General features: G+C 67.6%; 16 protein-coding genes. 9 read left to right on the forward strand and 7 right to left on the reverse strand.

The genetic code is table 11. From position 1 onward, the window contains the following. The first annotated feature begins 86 nt into the window (after positions 1–86). The 4 genes from B7L05_RS10145 to B7L05_RS10160 are packed head-to-tail and all read left to right on the forward strand — an operon-like array spanning position 87 to position 4,074. On the forward strand, positions 87–1,331 hold the full coding sequence (locus tag B7L05_RS10145; RefSeq protein ID WP_085810160.1) for an NAD(P)/FAD-dependent oxidoreductase: 1,245 nt from the start codon (positions 87–89) through the stop codon (positions 1,329–1,331). After that, positions 1,328–1,684 carry a nuclear transport factor 2 family protein gene (locus B7L05_RS10150; RefSeq protein WP_085810161.1) on the forward strand — a complete coding sequence of 119 codons (357 nt, stop codon included), beginning with the start codon at positions 1,328–1,330 and terminating at the stop codon, positions 1,682–1,684. The genes B7L05_RS10145 and B7L05_RS10150 overlap by 4 nt, the downstream gene beginning before the upstream one ends. A gap of 12 nt (positions 1,685–1,696) precedes the next feature. Continuing rightward, positions 1,697–2,812 carry an acyl-CoA dehydrogenase family protein gene (locus tag B7L05_RS10155; protein WP_085810162.1) on the forward strand — a complete coding sequence of 372 codons (1,116 nt, stop codon included), beginning with the start codon at positions 1,697–1,699 and terminating at the stop codon, positions 2,810–2,812. 14 nt (positions 2,813–2,826) lie between these two features. Next, complete coding sequence (locus B7L05_RS10160; protein ID WP_085810163.1) at positions 2,827–4,074, forward strand: acyl-CoA dehydrogenase family protein; 1,248 nt, start codon at positions 2,827–2,829, stop codon at positions 4,072–4,074. A 192-nt stretch (positions 4,075–4,266) separates the two neighbouring features. On the opposite strand, the gene B7L05_RS10165 is transcribed toward B7L05_RS10160, so the two are convergent. From B7L05_RS10165 to B7L05_RS10185, 5 genes are all read right to left on the reverse strand, one after another. Further along, entirely contained in the window at positions 4,267–4,548 is a 282-nt protein-coding gene (locus B7L05_RS10165; protein WP_085810164.1) for a hypothetical protein, read from the reverse strand. 214 nt (positions 4,549–4,762) lie between these two features. Continuing rightward, the gene (locus B7L05_RS10170) at positions 4,763–5,227 is read right to left on the reverse strand and encodes a phasin family protein (RefSeq protein WP_256926685.1); all 465 of its coding nucleotides are present in this window, start codon (positions 5,225–5,227) and stop codon (positions 4,763–4,765) included. Continuing rightward, on the reverse strand, positions 5,227–6,723 hold the full coding sequence (locus tag B7L05_RS10175; RefSeq protein ID WP_179187189.1) for a wax ester/triacylglycerol synthase family O-acyltransferase: 1,497 nt from the start codon (positions 6,721–6,723) through the stop codon (positions 5,227–5,229). The genes B7L05_RS10170 and B7L05_RS10175 overlap by 1 nt, the downstream gene beginning before the upstream one ends. A gap of 102 nt (positions 6,724–6,825) precedes the next feature. Beyond that, entirely contained in the window at positions 6,826–7,254 is a 429-nt protein-coding gene (locus B7L05_RS10180; protein WP_144037227.1) for a PAS domain-containing protein, read from the reverse strand. A 43-nt stretch (positions 7,255–7,297) separates the two neighbouring features. Then, entirely contained in the window at positions 7,298–10,519 is a 3,222-nt protein-coding gene (locus B7L05_RS10185; protein ID WP_085810166.1) for a bifunctional cytochrome P450/NADPH--P450 reductase, read from the reverse strand. 166 nt (positions 10,520–10,685) lie between these two features. On the opposite strand from B7L05_RS10185, the gene B7L05_RS10190 reads away from it, so the two are divergent. From B7L05_RS10190 to B7L05_RS10205, 4 genes are all read left to right on the forward strand, one after another. Next, a complete protein-coding gene (locus B7L05_RS10190) occupies positions 10,686–11,204 on the forward strand; it encodes a homogentisate 1,2-dioxygenase (protein ID WP_144037228.1) in 519 nt (172 codons plus the stop codon). After that, complete coding sequence (locus B7L05_RS10195) at positions 11,201–11,890, forward strand: peptidylprolyl isomerase (RefSeq protein WP_085810168.1); 690 nt, start codon at positions 11,201–11,203, stop codon at positions 11,888–11,890. Before B7L05_RS10190 ends, B7L05_RS10195 begins: the two co-directional genes overlap by 4 nt. Beyond that, positions 11,887–12,894, forward strand: a complete 1,008-nt coding sequence (locus B7L05_RS10200; RefSeq protein WP_085810169.1) for an NAD(P)-dependent alcohol dehydrogenase — start codon at positions 11,887–11,889, stop codon at positions 12,892–12,894. Before B7L05_RS10195 ends, B7L05_RS10200 begins: the two co-directional genes overlap by 4 nt. A gap of 61 nt (positions 12,895–12,955) precedes the next feature. Continuing rightward, positions 12,956–14,185, forward strand: a complete 1,230-nt coding sequence (locus B7L05_RS10205; RefSeq protein ID WP_085810170.1) for a M20 family metallopeptidase — start codon at positions 12,956–12,958, stop codon at positions 14,183–14,185. Positions 14,186–14,221: 36 nt separating this feature from the next. Here B7L05_RS10205 and glmS read toward each other — a convergent pair whose 3' ends face one another. Together glmS and glmU are read right to left on the reverse strand one after the other, a co-directional pair. Beyond that, positions 14,222–16,039 carry a glutamine--fructose-6-phosphate transaminase (isomerizing) gene (glmS, locus tag B7L05_RS10210; protein ID WP_085810171.1) on the reverse strand — a complete coding sequence of 606 codons (1,818 nt, stop codon included), beginning with the start codon at positions 16,037–16,039 and terminating at the stop codon, positions 14,222–14,224. Then, positions 16,040–17,392 (reverse strand): bifunctional UDP-N-acetylglucosamine diphosphorylase/glucosamine-1-phosphate N-acetyltransferase GlmU, encoded by a 1,353-nt coding sequence (gene glmU, locus B7L05_RS10215; RefSeq protein ID WP_085810172.1) that lies wholly within the window; start codon positions 17,390–17,392, stop codon positions 16,040–16,042. It lies immediately after the preceding gene. 62 nt (positions 17,393–17,454) lie between these two features. Between glmU and B7L05_RS10220 the strand changes: the two genes are divergently transcribed. Then, entirely contained in the window at positions 17,455–18,126 is a 672-nt protein-coding gene (locus tag B7L05_RS10220; protein WP_085810173.1) for an HAD-IA family hydrolase, read from the forward strand. The last annotated feature ends 1 nt before the right edge of the window (position 18,127 follow it).

Raw genomic sequence — 18,127 nt, forward strand, 5'->3', positions numbered from 1 at the left:
GCGCCCGTACGTGTCGGACGATTAGGTCGATCGACTTAGTCGCCGATCCACTGCTCGAACCGGGCGGGGACGGCAGGAGAGCGGGCATGACGTACGACCTCATCATCGTCGGCGGTGGCATCGGCGGATCGGCGCTCGCGGCCGTCATGGCCCGCGCCGGACGATCGGTTCTGCTGCTCGAGAAGACCACGGTCTACGAGGACAAGGTGCGCGGCGAGTGGATCGCGCCGTGGGGCGTCACCGAGACGAAGCGGCTCGGCCTCTACGATACGCTCGTCGCCGCCGGTGGGCACCACCTTACCAGCCACGTCACCTATGACGAGACGCGCGATCCCGCCGCGGCGGAGGCTAGCGCGTTGCCGCTCGGCATTTTCGCGCCCGACGTCCCCGGCCCCTTGTGCATCCGCCACCCGGTCCACTGCCAGACGCTGTTCGACACCGCCGCGGCGGCCGGCGCAACCGCGCTGCGCGGCGTCGAGGTGAAGGCGATCGCGTGCGGCTCGGCGCCCAGCGTCACCTATTTTTACGACGGCGCCGAGCACGTCGCCCACGCCCCGCTCGTCGTCGGTGCCGAGGGGCGCCAATCGGCCGTGCGCCGCGCCGCCGGGCTGACGCTGCATCAGGATAAGCCGCATCACTGGTTCGCCGGGCTGCTGGTCGACGGCGTCGACGCCTGGGATCAGACGCGCCAGGCGATCGGGACGGAGGACGATTTCGCCTTCCTCGCCTTCCCGCAGGGCGGCGGGCGGATGCGCGTCTACGGCGGCTGGCACCTCTCGGAAACGAAGCGGTTTGCCGGCAGCGAGGGCCCTGCCCGCTTCCTCGAGGCGTTCCGCATGAAATCGGCGCCACACAATGCGGCGATTGCCGGCGGCACCCCGGCGAGCCCGCTGTTCGCCTATTACAACAATTCGAGCGCCGCCGATCGCCCCTATGCACCCGGCGCCGTGCTCGTTGGCGACGCCGGGGGGTGGAACGATCCGATCCTCGGTCTCGGCCTGTCGATCACCTACCGCGACGTGCGCAGCGTCAGCGACATCCTCAAGGAAACGCCCGCCGGCGCCGAGCCCGACTTTCGCAGCTACGCCGCCGAGCGCGCCGAGCGGATGCGCCGGCTCAAGATCGCGGCCGAGATTCAGGCAACGCTCGACATGGAATTTGGCGAACCCGCCCGCGCGCGTCGCCGCCGCTACCACGAACAGTCGGCGCTCGATCCGACGCTCGGCCTCCACGGCGTCGCGACGATGGCGGGACCGGAGGCCGTGCCGCCCGAGATCTTCGAGCCCGCGCACGTCGCGCGTGTCGTCGGCGCCCCGATGGTGGCGGCGTGACCGTCGATATCGCCCGCTACAACGCCGATTGGCTCGCGGCGTGGACGGCGAAGGACGTGCCCGCGCTGCTCGGCTTCTACGCACCCGATTGCCGCTACTTCGATCCGCAGACCGCCGCCGGCATCACCGGCCATGATGCGCTGCGCACCTATCTGACCGGGCTGTTCGCCGCGACGCCGCCGATGACCTACACGCCCGACGAGACGTGGCCGATTCCTGGCGGCTTCTGCGGCCGCTGGTATTGCGACGTCGCGGATGGCGGCGGGCGGCTGCGCGGGTTCGACATGGTGCTGCTCGACGGCGATCGGATCGCGCACAACGAAGTCTACGTCCACCAGCTACCGCAGGATTGAGGGAGGGGATCGATGCAGTTCGATTTCAGCGAGCAACAGAATGAATTCCGCCAGGAGGCACGCCGCTTCCTCGCCACCGAATGCCCCGCCGATCGCGTCCGCAAGGCGCTCGAAGGCGGCGGCTTCGATCGCAAGCTGTGGCAGGGGGTGGCTGAGATGGGCTTCCTCGGCATCGCCATTCCCGAGGAGCACGGCGGGCTCGGCCTCGGCTATCTTGAGTTGTGCGCGGTAGCCGAAGAGTTCGGCCGCGCGCTCGCCCCGCTGCCGATCCTGTCGTCGATCTACCTCGCGGCCGAAGCGATCAAGTCGTTCGGCACGCCCGAGCAGCAGGCTGCGTGGCTGCCCAAGATGGCCGCCGGCGCGACGATCGGCTGCCTCGCCAGCGCGGAGGGCGAGCGGCTGACCGAGAAGAGCGTCCGCCTCGCCTTTGCCAACAACACGCTCAGCGGCACCAAGGCCCCCGTGCTCGACGGGGACATCGCCGACGTAGCGGTCGTCCTTGCGAAGGAAGGCGACGGACTCAGCCTCGTCCTCGTCGACCTGTCGCAGGACAAGGTTCAGCGCCGCGCGCTCGACACCGTCGATCCTACGCGCGGCCAGGCCGAACTCACCTTCAACAGTGCCGCGGCGGAGCGGCTTGGCGAGCGCGGCGAAGGCTGGGCGAACCTCCAGATCCTGCTCGACCGCGCAGCCGTGCTGCTCGCCTTCGAGCAGATCGGCGGCGCCGACCGCGCGCTCGAAATGGGCCGCGACTATGCGCTCGAACGCATGGCGTTCGGCCGCCAGATCGGCAGCTTCCAGGCGATCAAGCACATGCTCGCCGACATGTACGTCTCGGCGACACTCGCGCGCTCGAACGCTTATTACGGCGCCTGGGCGCTCTCCACCGGCGCCGCCGAGCTGCCGCGTGCCGCCGCCACCGCGCGCGTCTCGGCCACCAACGCCTTCCGCCACTGCGCGAAGAACAACATCCAGGTGCACGGCGGCATGGGCTTCACGTGGCAGATGGATTGCCACCTCTTCTACCGCCGCGCGAACCAGCTCGCGCTCGCGATCGGCAGCCTGCCCGATTGGGAAGAGAAGCTCGTCACGCGCCTCGCCGACGCCAACATGCCAATCGCCGCCTGAAGGAGGCCAGACCGATGAACTTCGACGACACCCCCGAAGAAGCCGCCTTCCGCGCCGAGGCGCGCGCCTGGATCGATGCCAACGCGCCCAAGCACCTCCACCCGATCCTGTCGGGGTCGGGCCACGGCACCGCCGGCGACATCGCCGATTTCGACATGCTTGCCGAGAGCAAGGCGTGGCAGCAGAAGAAGTACGACGCCGGCTGGGCCTGTCTTCACTGGCCCAAGGAATATGGCGGCCGCGGCGCCACGCCGATGCAGCGCGTGATCTGGAACCAGGAGGAAGGCGTCTACGCCACCCTCTCCTTCACCTTCATCATCGGTCAGGGGATGTGCGGCCCGACGGTGATGGCGTGGGGGAATGAGGACGACAAGCAGGCGCTGCTCCCGCCGCTTGCCGCGGGGCAGGACATCTGGTGCCAGATGTTTTCCGAGCCCGCCGCCGGGTCCGATCTCGCGGGCCTTCGCACGCGCGCGGTGAAGGACGGCGACGAGTGGGTCATCAACGGCTCCAAGATCTGGACGTCGGGCGCGCACATCTCGCAGTACGGCATCCTCCTCACCCGCACTGATCCCACCGTCGCCAAACACAAGGGGCTGACGATGTTCTGGGTCGACATGCGCTCGCCCGGGATCGAGGTGCGTCCGATCCTCCAGGCGCACGGCCAGTCGGGCTTCAACGAGGTCTTCTTCACCGATCTGCGCGTGCCCGACAGCCAGCGCCTCGGCGGCGTCGGCCAGGGCTGGACGGTATCGCTGACAACGCTGATGAACGAGCGGCTGTCGATCGGTGCCGGCATGTCGACCGGGTTCGAGACGCTGCTCGACTATGCCGTCCGCGCGCCGGGCAGCGAGGGCGGCCGGCTGATCGACGACCCGTCGATCCGCTCGCGCGTTGCGGATTGGGCGACCAAGGCGAGCGGGCTCAAATATACCTCGATGCGCGCGCTCACCGCGCTGTCGAAGGGTCAGGAGCCGGGTCCGGAGAATTCGATCGGCAAGCTCGTCGCCGGCGCCACCAGCCAGGATATCGCGACCTTCGCGATGGATCTGCAGGGCGAGGCGGGTGTCCTCACCGATCCCGCGCGGGCGGCGCACGCCGCGCGTTTCCAGGCGACGCTGATGCGCTCGCCCGCGACGCGGATCGAAGGGGGCACCGACGAGATCCTGCGCAACATCATTGCCGAACGCGTGCTCGGGCTGCCGGGCGATGTCCGCGTCGACAAGGACGTGCCGTTCGAGAAGATCCCGACGCGCGCCTGATCCCATCCGCGTCCGGCGGTGCGCGAGCGTCGCCGCCGGATGCGGCTATTACTTCAAACCGCTGCCCAGCGGGGAAGCACGCGACCGCCGCCTCCGGCAAGCCGATCGACGCGGGATACGGCTCTTCTATCGCGAGACTGACCGCCGCGCTCGCCTGTACAGCTACCCCGGTTGCCGCGCGGACTGATGCGGCTATTTCCGCGGTTCGCAGCCCGGCGCGATCGACGCTGCGGTCACCACCTCCGGCAAACCCATCGCCGCCCGCAGGTTCGCACCTACCGTTGCAAACATCGCAGCGCGATCGTTGCCGGGCGTGATGCGACGCGCGACCAGCATCGCGCGCTCGTGCCCGCGCGCCAGCGCCAAGTGAACGTCGCGCGCTCGAAGGTCGATCGACCGCCGCGCCGCCTCGCGCTCCGCAGCCGCACGGTCGCGGTGATAAGCCGCCTGAAGACTTCCGCTATCCTTCGGCACTCGCCGATCCCCGCCTGCCACCGTGAGAGGCCAAGGTCGGCCGAGGTTGTAAAGATTTCGTTACCACGTATTAAAAAGCGCAAAGGTTAGAATGGTTTGCGCGTACCGCCCCTTCGAGCCCCGAGCTCGTACGCGGCCGGACGTGCTGCCTTGAAGCTAACGCATTGCTGCTCACCGGGCGGCACCGACGAGCGGCGCCGCCCCGCCGTGTGCCTTACCGCTCGGACGCCCCGCGCAGCGGCGCGACCGCCTCTCGGCCGAAACGCATGATGAGTTCGCCGATCTCGCGCGCCTGCGTCATGTTGCGCTGATTCTGATCGCGGAGGTAATCGCCCTGAATCTTCATCACCTGCGACAGGTCGTTCGCGCCCGCGGCCGCACGCATTGCCGCGAACGCCTCGCGCGCATTCTGCTCCGCTTGGTCGATCATCGCGAGACCGATCGTCTTGTTGCCCTCGGCCACTTTCTCGCCCGTTGCCTTCATCGCGGCGCCGGCGCGCCGCGCCGGATCGGCGACCTTCTCCTCGAACGTTTCACGCGCCTTCTGCGCGCCCGCCTTCATCCGATCGGCGGCGCCCGTCGCAGCGCCCGCACCCGCACTCGCATCAGCGCTCGCACTCGACGTATCCGCCGCCGAGCCCTGCGCACCCGTCGTCTGCATATCCTTTTCGTCAGCCATCACTTCGCTCCTTTGCGGTTCGCCGCCTTCTTCATACCGAGCGGCTTATCGATGATCTGCACGGCCGGCACCGGCACCGGCCGTGCCGCCGCGGCGCGCAGCGCGTCGAACGTCGAACGCAGCGCCGCGACATAAGTCGCAGGATCGGGCAGCATGTCGCGATCCGCAGTGAAGCTGATCGCGATCGTATCGCCGTAGCTATAGACCGGATGGATGATCCCCATGCCGTCGAACACCGGCCCGGTGCCGTACATGCCGACCATCTTCGCGCCGCAGAAATACAGCGGCACGCGGCTCCCCGGCACGTTGGTGACGACGCAGTTGAACGCCGGCGCATGTGCGTTCGCCGCACCCACGCGCGTGTAGAGCCGCGCGCCCAGGCCGGCGAGCGCGCTCGGCATCAGCTGCGAATAATCGGCGAGGTTCTTCGCCCCCACCGCATTGGTCATCGCCTTGGAATTCTTCGCCTCATCATGCACGAAGCGCAGCCGCTCAAGCGGGTCCTCGATCTGCGTCCCCAGGCCGACGACCATCGCTGAGACGAGGTTGCCCATCGCCGCCTTCTCACCCTCGCCGCGGACCGAGATCGGCGCCATCGCCGTCATCGTATCCTTGGGCAGCTCGCCACGCCCGATCAGATAGCTGCGTAGCGCCCCGCCGACGATCGACAGCACAACGTCGTTCACCGTCGCGCCCGGAACGGCGTCCTTGATCGCGCGGATGTCCTTCAGCGGGAACGGCGCCGCATCCCACACGCGGTGCGCGCCGACCTTGCCATTGAACGGCGTGCGCGGCGCGGGCCGCGCGTTGCGCACCGAAACATCGCCCTTGCCCACCTGCGCGGCGAGCTTCCCCATGCCCGGCAATGACCGGCCGATCGTCTCCATCACCCGCATCGGCTGGACGAGGTTGTTGAGGTAACTGCGCGCCAGCAGGTCGGCGACCTGCGGCATATTCTCCGCCTTCCACGGATCCTCGCCCTCGGGCGGTGTCACGTCGGGCGAGATCGAGTGCACCGCGGCCGACATCTCGACGCCGCTCATCCCGTCGATCGCCGCATGGTGCACCTTGCTGACGATCGCGAAGCAGCCCGGCGGCAGCCCCTCGATATTGTCGAGGCCTTCGACGATCGTGAATTCCCACAACGGCTTGGTCAAATCCATCGGGCGCGAGTGGAGCCGCGCCGCCTGGATGCATAATTGCCGCCAATCCCCCGGCTTGGGCAGCGCGATGTGGCGGACGTGATATTCGATGTCGAACTCGGGATCCTCGATCCAATAGGGGTGGTCGAGGTCGAACGGCACGCGCACCAGCCGTTGGCGGAACGATCGCGCCCCGCGCAGCCGCGCCTCGATGAACGCCAATATGTCTTTGAACCGAACGAACCCGCCGGGCGCGGTCGACGGATCGTAGATCGCCACCGATCCGATATGCATCGGTGTGTGGGGCGTTTCGAGATAGACGAATGACGCATCTTGCGCGGACAATTGCAGCAACAGCCTCTCCTTCAACGCTCTTTTGGCATTGCGGCGATGCTGCGCGGGCTCAGCGCGAAGAGCAAGCCCCGTAAGTTCAAGCTTGTCGATGAGGCCGAGCCGTCAACTATACAGGGCGGAGACGTCCTGCTTAGTTCCGCTAAGCGAAACGGTCCGGCCGTCCCGCAGGCCCGGCGCGGCCGTCAACCTAACCCAACGCATTGTCGCGCCGTCGGGGCAGATCTCGATATCAACGGTGAAGCCGCGGCGATGGCGAATCGCATGGGCGCGCAGCCGCTCCATCACCGCTCGCGAGCTCTCGGCGTAACGGCGCACGGCATCGCCCCGTGGGATCGCATGGTCACGGCCGAAGCCAAACAGATCGAATACCCCATCGCTCCACGTCAGCGCACCCGTCGCCAGATCGCAGGACCATCGTTCGGCCGGCCCGACCGCGCCGATCATCGTCCCGAAAAGGCCGTGCGCGAAATGCGTCTCCGCGTCGCACGCGGCCCAGCTGTGGTGCAGGGCCAAGGGTTCGGTCGGCTTCATGACCACGTCCGTGGCAGACATCGGCTAACGAACCGTTGCCGCGTTACTTGCCAAAACCGAACACGTCCTGATGGAACCGGCCCTCGGCGATCAAGCTTTCAAGCCATTCCGAACCCTGCGCATGCTCGTCGCCCACCTGCTGCATCTGGATCCGGATCAGCGTATCACGCACCGCCGGGGCCATAAATTTGCCGTCCCCGCACAGATAGATCGACGCGCCCGCCTGGAGCGCCGCCCACACTTTCTCCTGCTCGGCCCACAGCGCATCCTGCACGAATTTCCAGGGGCTTGCGGGCGACGCCGAGAACGCGGTGTAAAGATCGATCACCCCGTCCGCGGCCCAACCCTCCATCTCGTCGCGGCAGAACCAGTCATGCTCTGGGTGGCGGCAGCCGAAGAACAGCAGGCTCGTCGCCACGTCCTCACCCGCCGCCTTCTGCTGCGCGCGCTCTTGCAGAAAGCCGCGCAGCGGTGCAAAGCCAGTCCCCGGGCCGATCAGGATCATCGGCACCAACACGTCTGCCGGCGGCGCGAACGGCGGGTTCGGCCGACGAACGTAGCCGAACACATGATCCCCCGCCGCGACGCTGCCCATATAGCCCGAAGCGAAGCCGCGATGCTCGCCCAGTCCCGACCAGGCCGGCGCCGCCATCGTGCCGACGATCAGGTCCGCGACATCGGGCGCCACCAGCGGCGACGAGGCGATCGAGTAGAAGCGCGGCGCGACCGGCGCCGACAGCTCGACCAAGTTCTCGAACGACAATTCCGCCGCCGGATGCGCGTCCAGCAAATCGACCAGCGTCAATCGCTTCGCCGCCACCGCATCTTCGTAATCAGCATCGAGCGCCGCGAGCTCGCGCTTGGTATCCGGGCACGGCGTCTGCGCAGCCACGATGCCGAGCGCACGCTTCGGCAGCGGATCGGAAAGCTCGACGAAATCGGTCAACAGCTGCGCGACCGTCACCGTCTGGCCGAGCGGCAGATGCTTAAACCGCCCACCCTGCCCCCCATCGCTCTTGGCAAGCCGCACCTGCCGCGCGCCGTCCAGCCCCAGCCGGTCGATCGCGCGCGCTACCAGCTCGGGCCGGTTGCGCGCATAGACCGCGATATGGTCACCGGTGTGATACACCTGTCCTTCGGGCAGGCGGATGCGGATCAGCCGCGTCGACGGGCGCGGCGGTTCCTTCGCGAAATCCCACAGCCCATCCGCCGGCCGAACCAGCTCGTCGTTGCTCACGATCTCCAGCCGCTGCGCGTGCTCGGGCAGCGCCTGCGCGCGCGTGTCCGCGGCATCGACCAGCGTCAACGAAAGCGACGCCTTGGCCTCGCTCGGCCCGCTCTCGCTGCCCAACGCCTGCCACACGCCGCGGACGAAGTCGCTCACCGCGCCATCGAAATCGCCCTGCCCGTCCGCCTCCGCGCGTGGCACGAGGACGGTCGCGCCAGCCTTCTCGACGGCGGCTGCGATACGCTTCGGAAACACTTGATAATTGGGCCATTGGCTGTTGCCGACGCCAAGCACCGCGACGCGCGCGCCGCTCCAGTCGGCATCCTCGAACAGCCCGGCGTCGAGAGCGCGCTCCACCTCGACCGCGCTGTCGGGCGCGCGGCCGTTGTAGGTCGCAGTGACGATCACGATCACCTTGTCCTGCGGTGCCGCGCCGCCCTTGAAGCTTTCGTCTAGCGACCGAACGACCACGTCGAACCCGTCGAGCCGGGCACGTTCCGCAATCTCCTCGGCGATGTCCCGCGCGGTGCCCAGCGACGATCCGTAGAGCACGGCGAACTGCTGCCCAGTGCCCGCTACAGATCCGACCGCCACGTCGTTCGCCGGCTCAGGCGTTACACTTGCGAGCTGAAGCCGCTCGTGCGGCTGGCGCAGCCGGATGCGCATCCAGAAATCATCGGGCTTGATCGACAGCGTTTCCTTGATCGCCAGCTTGTACGAATGCGGATCGCCGATCGCGAAGCGCCGCAGCAGCATCGCCATCGCGATCTTCGCCTCCACCATCGCGAACTGGCGGCCGATGCACGCACGCTCGCCGTTGCCGAACGGCTTGTAGGCGTGCGGATGCCGCGCCGCCTCGTTCTCGGGCAGCCAGCGATCGATGTCGAAGCTCTCCGGGTCGGGCCAGGCGGCGGGGAAGCGATGCAGCCCGGGCGCGAACACGTTGACCGGGCGATCCTTGCGCATCAGCCACTTGCCGCCGATCATTGCGTCTTCGAACGGAGCGACGCTGAACGCCGGCGCGGTCGGCCACAGCCGCAGCGCCTCCTTCAGGATACGCTCGATCACCTCGAGCTTGGCAACATGCGTATAGTCCGGTCGCACATCGCCCGGCATCACGCGATCGACCTCGGCGTACGCCTGCGCCAGGATCGCAGGATTGCGCAGCAAGTAACTGAACGCAAACGTCAACATTCCGCTCGTCGTCTCGTGGCCGGCAATCAGGAAGGTCAGCACCTGATAGCGGATGTTGACGTCGTCGAGCCCCTCGCCCGTCTCGGGGTCGACGGCGGTCAGCATCAGGTTCAGCAAATCCTTGCCGTCGGTCGGGTGCACGCGACGGTCGGCGATGATGCCGTCGACCAGCGCGTTCATCTCCTCGATATCGGCCTCATACTGTGCCTTGGCTTTCTTGGCGAAGCGGTTCTGGATCGGCAGCCGCGTGATCGTTGACAGGGCCTCGCTCAGCGCGCGGCCGAGCGCGAGCAGGAAACTGTCGAGCTCGTCGCGCTCGAACGAGTTGAAGCGGTGGCCGAACCCCGCAATCGCGATCGAATCGAGCGTCAGCCGCGTCATGTCGTCGGCGACGAGCACGTCGGTTCCCGCCGCGCGCTCCCACTTGGCGACGAGCTGGTCGCACACCTCGACGATCATGTCGAAATAGCCACGCATCGCGCGCTGACTGAACGCGGGCAGCAGGATGCGGTGCGCCTTGCCCCAGTTCGGCTCCTCGCTGAACGCGGTGAACAGACCGTCCCCGGCGAACTTGCGCACGACGCGCAGGCCTGGCCCCGGCATCTTGCGAAACCGCGTCTCGTCGGAAAGCTCGGCGACGAGATCGGGGTTGGTGACGAACAACGACACGCGGCTGCCGAAGCGCAGCTTGAAAATGCCTTCCGGAAAATCGCGGCTGACGCGCAGCAGATGCCCGATCAGCCCGGCGCGCGCGATCTGGTGGAGGTGGCCGACCACGGGCAGTCCTGGCGGCGTTGGGATCGGGGTGCGGGCCTCGCGCGGTTCGCTCGCGTTGGTCGCCATGTCACACTCTCCTGCTGCCGCTCGCCCCGGGCTTCCGACACGCCCGTACGTCACCCGGCAAAGAACACAGCCACCCGATGCGCGCAAGTTGCCGCCGGGGAAGGCTGCGCGCTTCCCGCCGCCGGTGAAGCAGGGTAGGTTGTCGGCAACCTTGAAGGACCGATCGATGCCCCGCGTACCCGCCCGATATCTAACCCTGCTCGCCCTCGTGGGGCTGCCGGCGTCCGCCTCGGCGCAAGCCGCGCCCACCGACCCGGCCTGCGCGACCGTTCGCGTCGCGCTACCGGCCGAACTCGCCGGTTGGTCGCAGCAGCAGCCGGTCAGCGCGGGCACGAAGCCCGGCGAGGGCGCGACGGTGTCGATCGGCCAGGCCGCACTCGTCTCGCTCCATCCGGCGCGCCACCTCGCGCTCGCCCCTGCCGCGAAGGCGGCGGACGGCAACGGCGGCACGCTGTCGCTCGCGATCACCGCACCCGGCACCTATCGCATCGCGCTTGGCGGCAAAGCATGGGTCGATCTGGTGCAGGGGGGCAAGGCGGTCTCGTCCGTCGCCCATGCGCACGGCCCGCGCTGCAGCGGCGTTCAGAAGATGATCGACTTCAAGCTTGCCCCCGGCACCTATGCGATCCAGTTGTCGGGTAGCCCCGGCGAGACGATCGCGCTGCTCGCGGCGAAGCTCGCATGACGCGCGCGTCATTCGTCCTCGCCGTCGGGCTCGTAATGCTCGCGACACCGCTCGTCGCGCAGACCGCGACCGACGTACCACCGCCAACGGCATCGGGCGCGCTACCTGCCACGCAAACACCCCCGCAGCCTACACCAACCCCTCCCAAACCCCTCTCCCGCGTCACCATCGCCACCGCCGCCGGCCCGATCGTGCTCGCGCTCGAGCAGGAAAAGGCTCCGATCACCGCCGCGAACTTCCTCAAATATGTTGATGGGAAGCGGCTCGACGGCACCGTCTTCTACCGTACGGTCAAGGTGCAGCCCGGCTACGGCTTCATCCAGTTCGGCACGCAGAACGACCCCAAGCGCACGCTGCCCCCAATTGCTCACGAACCGACCACCAAGACCGGCCTAACCCATTCGGATGGCGCGATTTCGATGGCGATGGCGTCGCCCGGCACCGCGCGCGGGGATTTCTTCATCATCGTTGGCAACACGCCCGGCATGGACGCCACCGCGACCGATCCTGGCTATGCCGTCTTCGGCCACGTCGTCGAGGGAATGGACGTCGTCCGCCGCATCATGGACATGCCTACCTCGCCGACGAAGGGCGAAGGCATCATGAAGGGCCAGATGCTCGAGCCGACCGTCCCGGTAAAATCCGCGCGCCGCGCTACCCTATCATCGTCGGAGCCAGCCAAGTGAAAGCCATCACCCTCGCCGCCCCCGGCGGCCTCGACAAGCTCACCCTCTCCGACCTGCCCGATCCCGGCCAGCCCAGGCGTGGAGAAGTCCGCGTAGCGCTCCACGCCAGCTCTCTAAATTTCCACGATTATCTCGTCTGCGCAGGGATGTCGCAGACTGCTGACGGCCGCATTCCGCTCGCCGACGGTGCGGGCATCGTCGAAGCCGTCGGAGAGGGCGTGAGAGACTTCACCGTGGGCGACGCGGTCGTTTCCTGCTTCTTCCCGGAGTGGCAGAGCGGCCCGCCGCTCGTTGGCGACTTTCGCGGTGTTCCCGGCGATGGGATTGACGGTTTCGCGCGCGAACACGCCGTCCTTCCCGCCACTGCCTTCACCAAGGCGCCGGCGGGCTGGAGCCACGCGGAAGCCGCGACAATCACCACTGCCGGCCTTACCGCGTGGCGCGCGCTGGTGGTCGATGGCGGGCTCAAGGCGGGCGACACGGTGCTCGTCCTCGGCACCGGCGGGGTGTCGATCTACGCGCTCCAGATCGCCCGCGCGATGGGCTGCGAGGTCATCGTCACGTCGTCCTCCGACGAGAAGCTCGCACGGGCCAAGGCGCTCGGCGCGACACATACGGTGAACTACAAGAAGCAGCCGAAGTGGGGCCGCACCGTCCACGATCTTACCGGCGGACGGGGCGTCGACATCGTCGTCGAGGTCGGTGGGCCGGGTACGCTCGCGCAGTCGATCGAGGCGGTCCGCATCGGCGGCCATATCGCACTGATCGGCGTTCTCACCGGCGCGGCGGGCGAGGTACCGACTGCTGCGCTGATGGTGAAACAGGCGCGATTGCAGGGACTTGTCGTCGGCAGCCGAGACGAACAGGAAGATTTCGTTCGCGCCCTCGAGGCAGCAGCGATTCACCCTATCATCGATCGTACCTTCGCGCTTGCCGATCTTGCCGAGGCGTTCCGCTATCTGGAAGGCGCGGGGCACTTCGGGAAGATCGCCGTTACCTGGTAGCGGCAGGTTTGCACCCGGCAGTGACGCGGCTTAGGGTAGCGGCTCAGCGAAAGGATAGCGCATGAACGCCCCCCTCACCCGCATCGACTGGAGCGCTGCCGGCGCAGCGGAGCTAGCCGACGCCGTCGCCCTGCGCCGCGCGATCCACGCCGAGCCCGAGATCGGCAACGACTGCCCGAAGACGTCGGCGAAACTGAAGGCGGCGCTCGCGGGGTTGCCGCTCGAAATCCACGACAGCACCTCAACGACGGGCTTCGTCGCAATCCTGCGCGGCGGACGCGCCGGAGCATCGGGCAGCAACATGCGCACGGTGCTGCTGCGCGGTGACATGGATGCGCTGCCGATGACCGAGGAAACCGGGCTCGATTTCGCGTCCACCATCCCCGGCGCGATGCACGCCTGCGGGCATGACGCGCATTCGGCGATGCTCGCCGGCGCCGCCCGTGCACTGTGCGCACGTAAAGACCAGCTACCTGGTACGGTCGTCTTCATGTTCCAGCCGGGGGAGGAGGGCCATCACGGCGCACGGCACATGATCGAGGACGGCTTGCTCGACATCGCCCGTCCCGAAGCGGCCTTCGCGTTGCACATCTCGCCCAACGCGCCCGCTGGTGTCTTCGTTGGCCGCGAAGGACCGCTGCTCGCCTCCACCGACACGCTACACGCGACGATCCGCGGCAAGGGCGGCCACGCCGCGATGCCGCATGACGCGATCGATCCCGTGCCGGTCGCGTGCGAGATCGTCGGCTCATTGCAGAGCTACGTCGCACGCCGTGTTCCGGTCGCCGATCCTGCCGTGCTCACGATTACCCAGATCCACGCCGGGAGCAGCCACAACATCATCCCCGACGATGTGACCTTGATGGGCACCCTTCGCACCTTGTCTGAACATACGCGGGAAAGTGCGCGGGCAGCCTTTGGCGAGATCGCGCGCGGCATCGCTGCCGCTCACGGCTGTACGGCGGACGTGTCGATCGACGCGGGCTACCCCGTCACCTTCTGCGATCCGCGCGCCACCGCCATGATGCGCGACGTGGCGAGCACGCTCTCGGGCGAGCGCGGCTGGTCGCAGATGCCGGCCCCGATGATGGGCGGCGAGGATTTCTCTTACGTCCTTCGCGACATCCCTGGGGCGATGGCATTCGTCGGTATGGCGGCCGCTGGCTCCGATCCGCGGACCAACCCGCCGTTGCACAATACGCGCATGACGATCGACGAAGACGTCATGGCGACGGGCATCGCCATGCACTGCACGCTCGCTGAGCGTTTCCTCGAACGCGGCTTCGACTAGAAACCGGCGCCCCCCTTTTCGGGGAGACGCTCGGTGTCACTCGACGGTGACCGACTTCGCCAGATTGCGCGGCTGATCGACGTCGGTACCTTTCGCCACGGCGACGTGATAGGCGAGAAGCTGCACCGGTACGGCATAGACCAGCGGCGCGATCAGTGGGTGCACCTTGGGCATCTCGATCGTGGCGATGGTGTTCTCGCCCGCCTGCGCGATACCCTCGGCGTCGGAGATCAGCACCACTTGCGCGCCGCGCGCCTGCGCTTCCTGCATGTTGCTCACCGTCTTGTCGAACAGCGGCCCCGACGGCGCGATCACGATAAGCGGCACCTGATCGTCGATCAGCGCGATCGGGCCGTGCTTCATCTCACCCGACGCGTAACCTTCGGCGTGGATGTAGCTAATTTCCTTGAGTTTCAGCGCGCCTTCCAGCGCCAGCGGAAACTCGGGGCCACGGCCAAGGTAGAGCACGTCGCGCGCCGCTGCGATCTTGGGCGCCATCTGCTCGATGTCCTGATCGTGCGACAGCGCGAGGCTCATCGCTTCCGGCACCTGCTGAAGATGCTCGACGACGTCGGCCTCGTTGGCGAGCCGGCCCTTGGCGCGCGCCAGATTGGTCGCCAGCGCCGCCATCACCGCCAACTGGCAGGTGAAGGCCTTGGTCGATGCAACGCCGATCTCAGGCCCGGCGTGCGTCGGCAGCAGCAGGTCAACCTCGCGCGCCATCGAACTGGTCGGCACGTTGATGATCCCGCCCGTGGTAACGCCGCCCGCCTTCATATGGCGGAGCGCAGCCAGCGTATCGGCGGTCTCGCCCGACTGCGAGATCACCAGCCCCAGGGTATTGGGCAGCAGCACCGGATCGCGGTAGCGATACTCGCTCGCGACATCGACCTCGACAGGGATGCGCGCGAGCTGCTCGATCCAGTACTTCCCGATCATCCCGACGTAACTGGCGGTCCCGCAGGCGACGATGACCACGCGCTCGACGGTGGAAAGGTCGAACTCCATGTCGGGCAGCGCGACCTTCGCCTCAAGCGGCCGAAGGTACGAGCGCAGCGTCTGCGCGACGACGACGGGCTGCTCGTAGATCTCCTTCTGCATGAAGTGGCGATGATTGCCCTTGTCGATCATCTGCCCCGAGGCGCCGGAGTTGACGATCGGCCGCTCGACACGCTGATTGTCGCGATCGTAAATCTCGACGGCATCGCGCGTGATGGCGACCCAATCGCCTTCCTCAAGATACGCGATCCGCTGCGTCAACGGCGCGAGCGCGAGCGCGTCCGACCCGAGGAAGTTCTCGCCCTCGCCAAATCCCACGGTCAGCGGCGCACCGAGCCGCGCGCCGAGCAGCAGATCGGGATGCGTACGAACCATCACGCCGAGCGCGAATGCGCCGTGGAGGCGCGGCAGCACAGCGGCGAGAGCAGCGCGCGGTTCGGCCCCGCCTTCCACCTCGCGCGCGATCAGGTGCGCCACCACTTCGGTATCGGTCTGGCTGCGAAACTCGCGGCCCTCGGCGATCAGCTCGTCGCGCAGCGGCTTGAAGTTCTCGATGATGCCGTTGTGCACGATCACGACGTCGCCAACGATATGCGGATGCGCGTTGTCGACCGTTGGCGCGCCGTGCGTCGCCCAGCGCGTATGCGCGATCCCGCTGTCGCCCGGCAGCGGATCCTCGGCGAGCCGCTGCGCCAAGTTCTTCAACTTGCCCGGCGCGCGGCGCCGATCGAACGCGCCATCGTTGATGGTACAGATCCCGGCGGAATCATAGCCGCGATATTCCAGCCGCTTGAGTCCGTCGAGCAGCCGATCGGCAACCGGCCCCTGCCCCAGTACGCCAACGATCCCACACATTTAGCGAGCTTCCTTTCGCGTGCGCATCGCTTCGCGAAAGCGCGATGCCCAATTCTTCTTCGTCGTCTGCGGCGGCCGGACGAGCGCCAGTGCATCCGGCTCGACATCGCCGGTGATCGTCGATCCGGCGGCGACGATCGCGCCGTCGCCGATCGTCACGGGCGCGACCAGCGCGGAGTTCGAGCCGATGAAGGCGCCCGCCCCGATGACCGTCCGGTACTTGAGGAATCCGTCGTAATTGCAGGTGATCGTGCCAGCACCGATGTTCGCCCCGGCGCCGATCTCAGCATCGCCGAGATACGTCAGGTGATTGGCCTTCGCGCCCGCGCCCAGCACCGATTTCTTCATTTCGACGAAGTTGCCGACGCGTGCGCCACGCTCCATCACTGCACCGGGCCGCAGCCGCGCGAACGGGCCGACCGAAGCGCCTGCGCCGACACGCGCGCCTTCCAGATGGCTGAACGCATGGATCGTCGCGCCGTCGTCCACGGCGACGCCCGGTCCGAAGACGACATTCGGCTCGATCACGACGTCGCGGCCGATCGTGGTGTCGTGGCTGAACCAGACGGTGTCCGGTGCGATCAGGCTAACGCCGTCAGCCATCGCGGCGGTGCGTCGGCGCTTCTGCCACTCGCCCTCGACCGCCGCGAGTTCACCACGGCTGTTAACTCCAGCTACCTCGTCCGCCGCCGTCTCAATCACCGCCGACGCGTTTCCGTCCGCGCCCGCGAGCATGACGATATCGGGAAGGTAATATTCACCCGCGGCATTGGCGTTGCCGATCCGCGCGAGCAGCGCGAACAGCTGCTCGCCGCGCACCGCCATCAGGCCGGAGTTGCACAGCGTTTCCGCGCGCTCCTCGTCAGTCGCGTCCTTGAACTCGACCATGCGGTCGATCCGCCCGTCACCCTCCGCGATCACGCGGCCATAGGCCCCGGCTTCGGCAGGGCGGAAGCCGAGCACCACCGCCGCCGGCGCGTCCGCCGCGTGCAACCGGTCGATCATCCGCCGCATCGTCGCCGCCGTCACCAACGGTACGTCGCCGTAGAGAATCAGCACATCGCCGATGAACCCCTCGAGCGCCGCCTCCGCCTGTCGCACCGCATGGCCGGTGCCGAGCTGCTCGGCTTGGTGCGCGACATGTACGCCGAGCGCCGCGACGGCGCGCTCCACCTGCTCTCGGCCGGCGCCGACCACCACCACGGTCCGCTCCGGCTCGAGTGCAGCGACGCTGTCGAGCAGATGCAGCAGCATCGGCCGGCCGGCGAGCGGATGCAGCACCTTGTGCAGGTCGGATTTCATGCGCGTGCCCTTGCCCGCGGCAAGGACGATGGCAGCAAGCGGGCGGTTCATCCGCGCGCCTGTGCCACCAGATGCTTGCCATTTCCATAGCTTGTCGGCACCGCTTCCGCGCAATGGACCGCATACCCTTTGACATCGTCGGCTTCGACCTCGACGGCACGCTTCTCGACACCAGCGGCGATCTTGCTGCCGCGGTCAATCACGCGCTGGCGCAGGACGGCCGCCCGCCGCTATCAGTCGCCGCGATCAAGCCGATGATCGGTGGCGGGGCGCGGCACATGCTGGCGCAAGGGCTGGCAGCGACGGGGGGCGGCGACGACGCGCTGCTCGATCGGTTGCACCGCATCCTGCTCGATCATTACCAGGCGAACATCTGCGTGCTCACCGCGCCCTATCCCGGCGCAGTCGCCGCGCTTGACGCTATCGCGGCGCGCGGCGCGAAGGTAGCAGTCGTGACCAACAAGCTGGAAGGCTTCGCGCTGGAGGTCCTGCGCGGCGTCGGTCTCATCGATCGCCTCGCGTGCGTCATCGGCGGCGACACCATGGGTCCGGGGAACGCCAAGCCATCGCCTATCCCTATTAAAGCGATGATCGAGCGGTCGGGCGGTGGGCAAGCGGTGTTCATCGGCGATTCGATCTACGACATATCGGCGGCGCATGCCGCCGGCGTTCCCGCCATCGCCTGCCGCTTCGGCTTCCTGATGCAGCCCGTCGAGGAGCTCGGTGCGGAGGCGATCATCGACCACTTCGACGATCTGGTGCCGACGCTCGAGCGATTGGCATGAG

Origin of the sequence: Sphingomonas sp. TZW2008 (genome assembly GCF_002117915.1) — a bacterium.
Lineage (GTDB): Bacteria > Pseudomonadota > Alphaproteobacteria > Sphingomonadales > Sphingomonadaceae > Sphingomonas.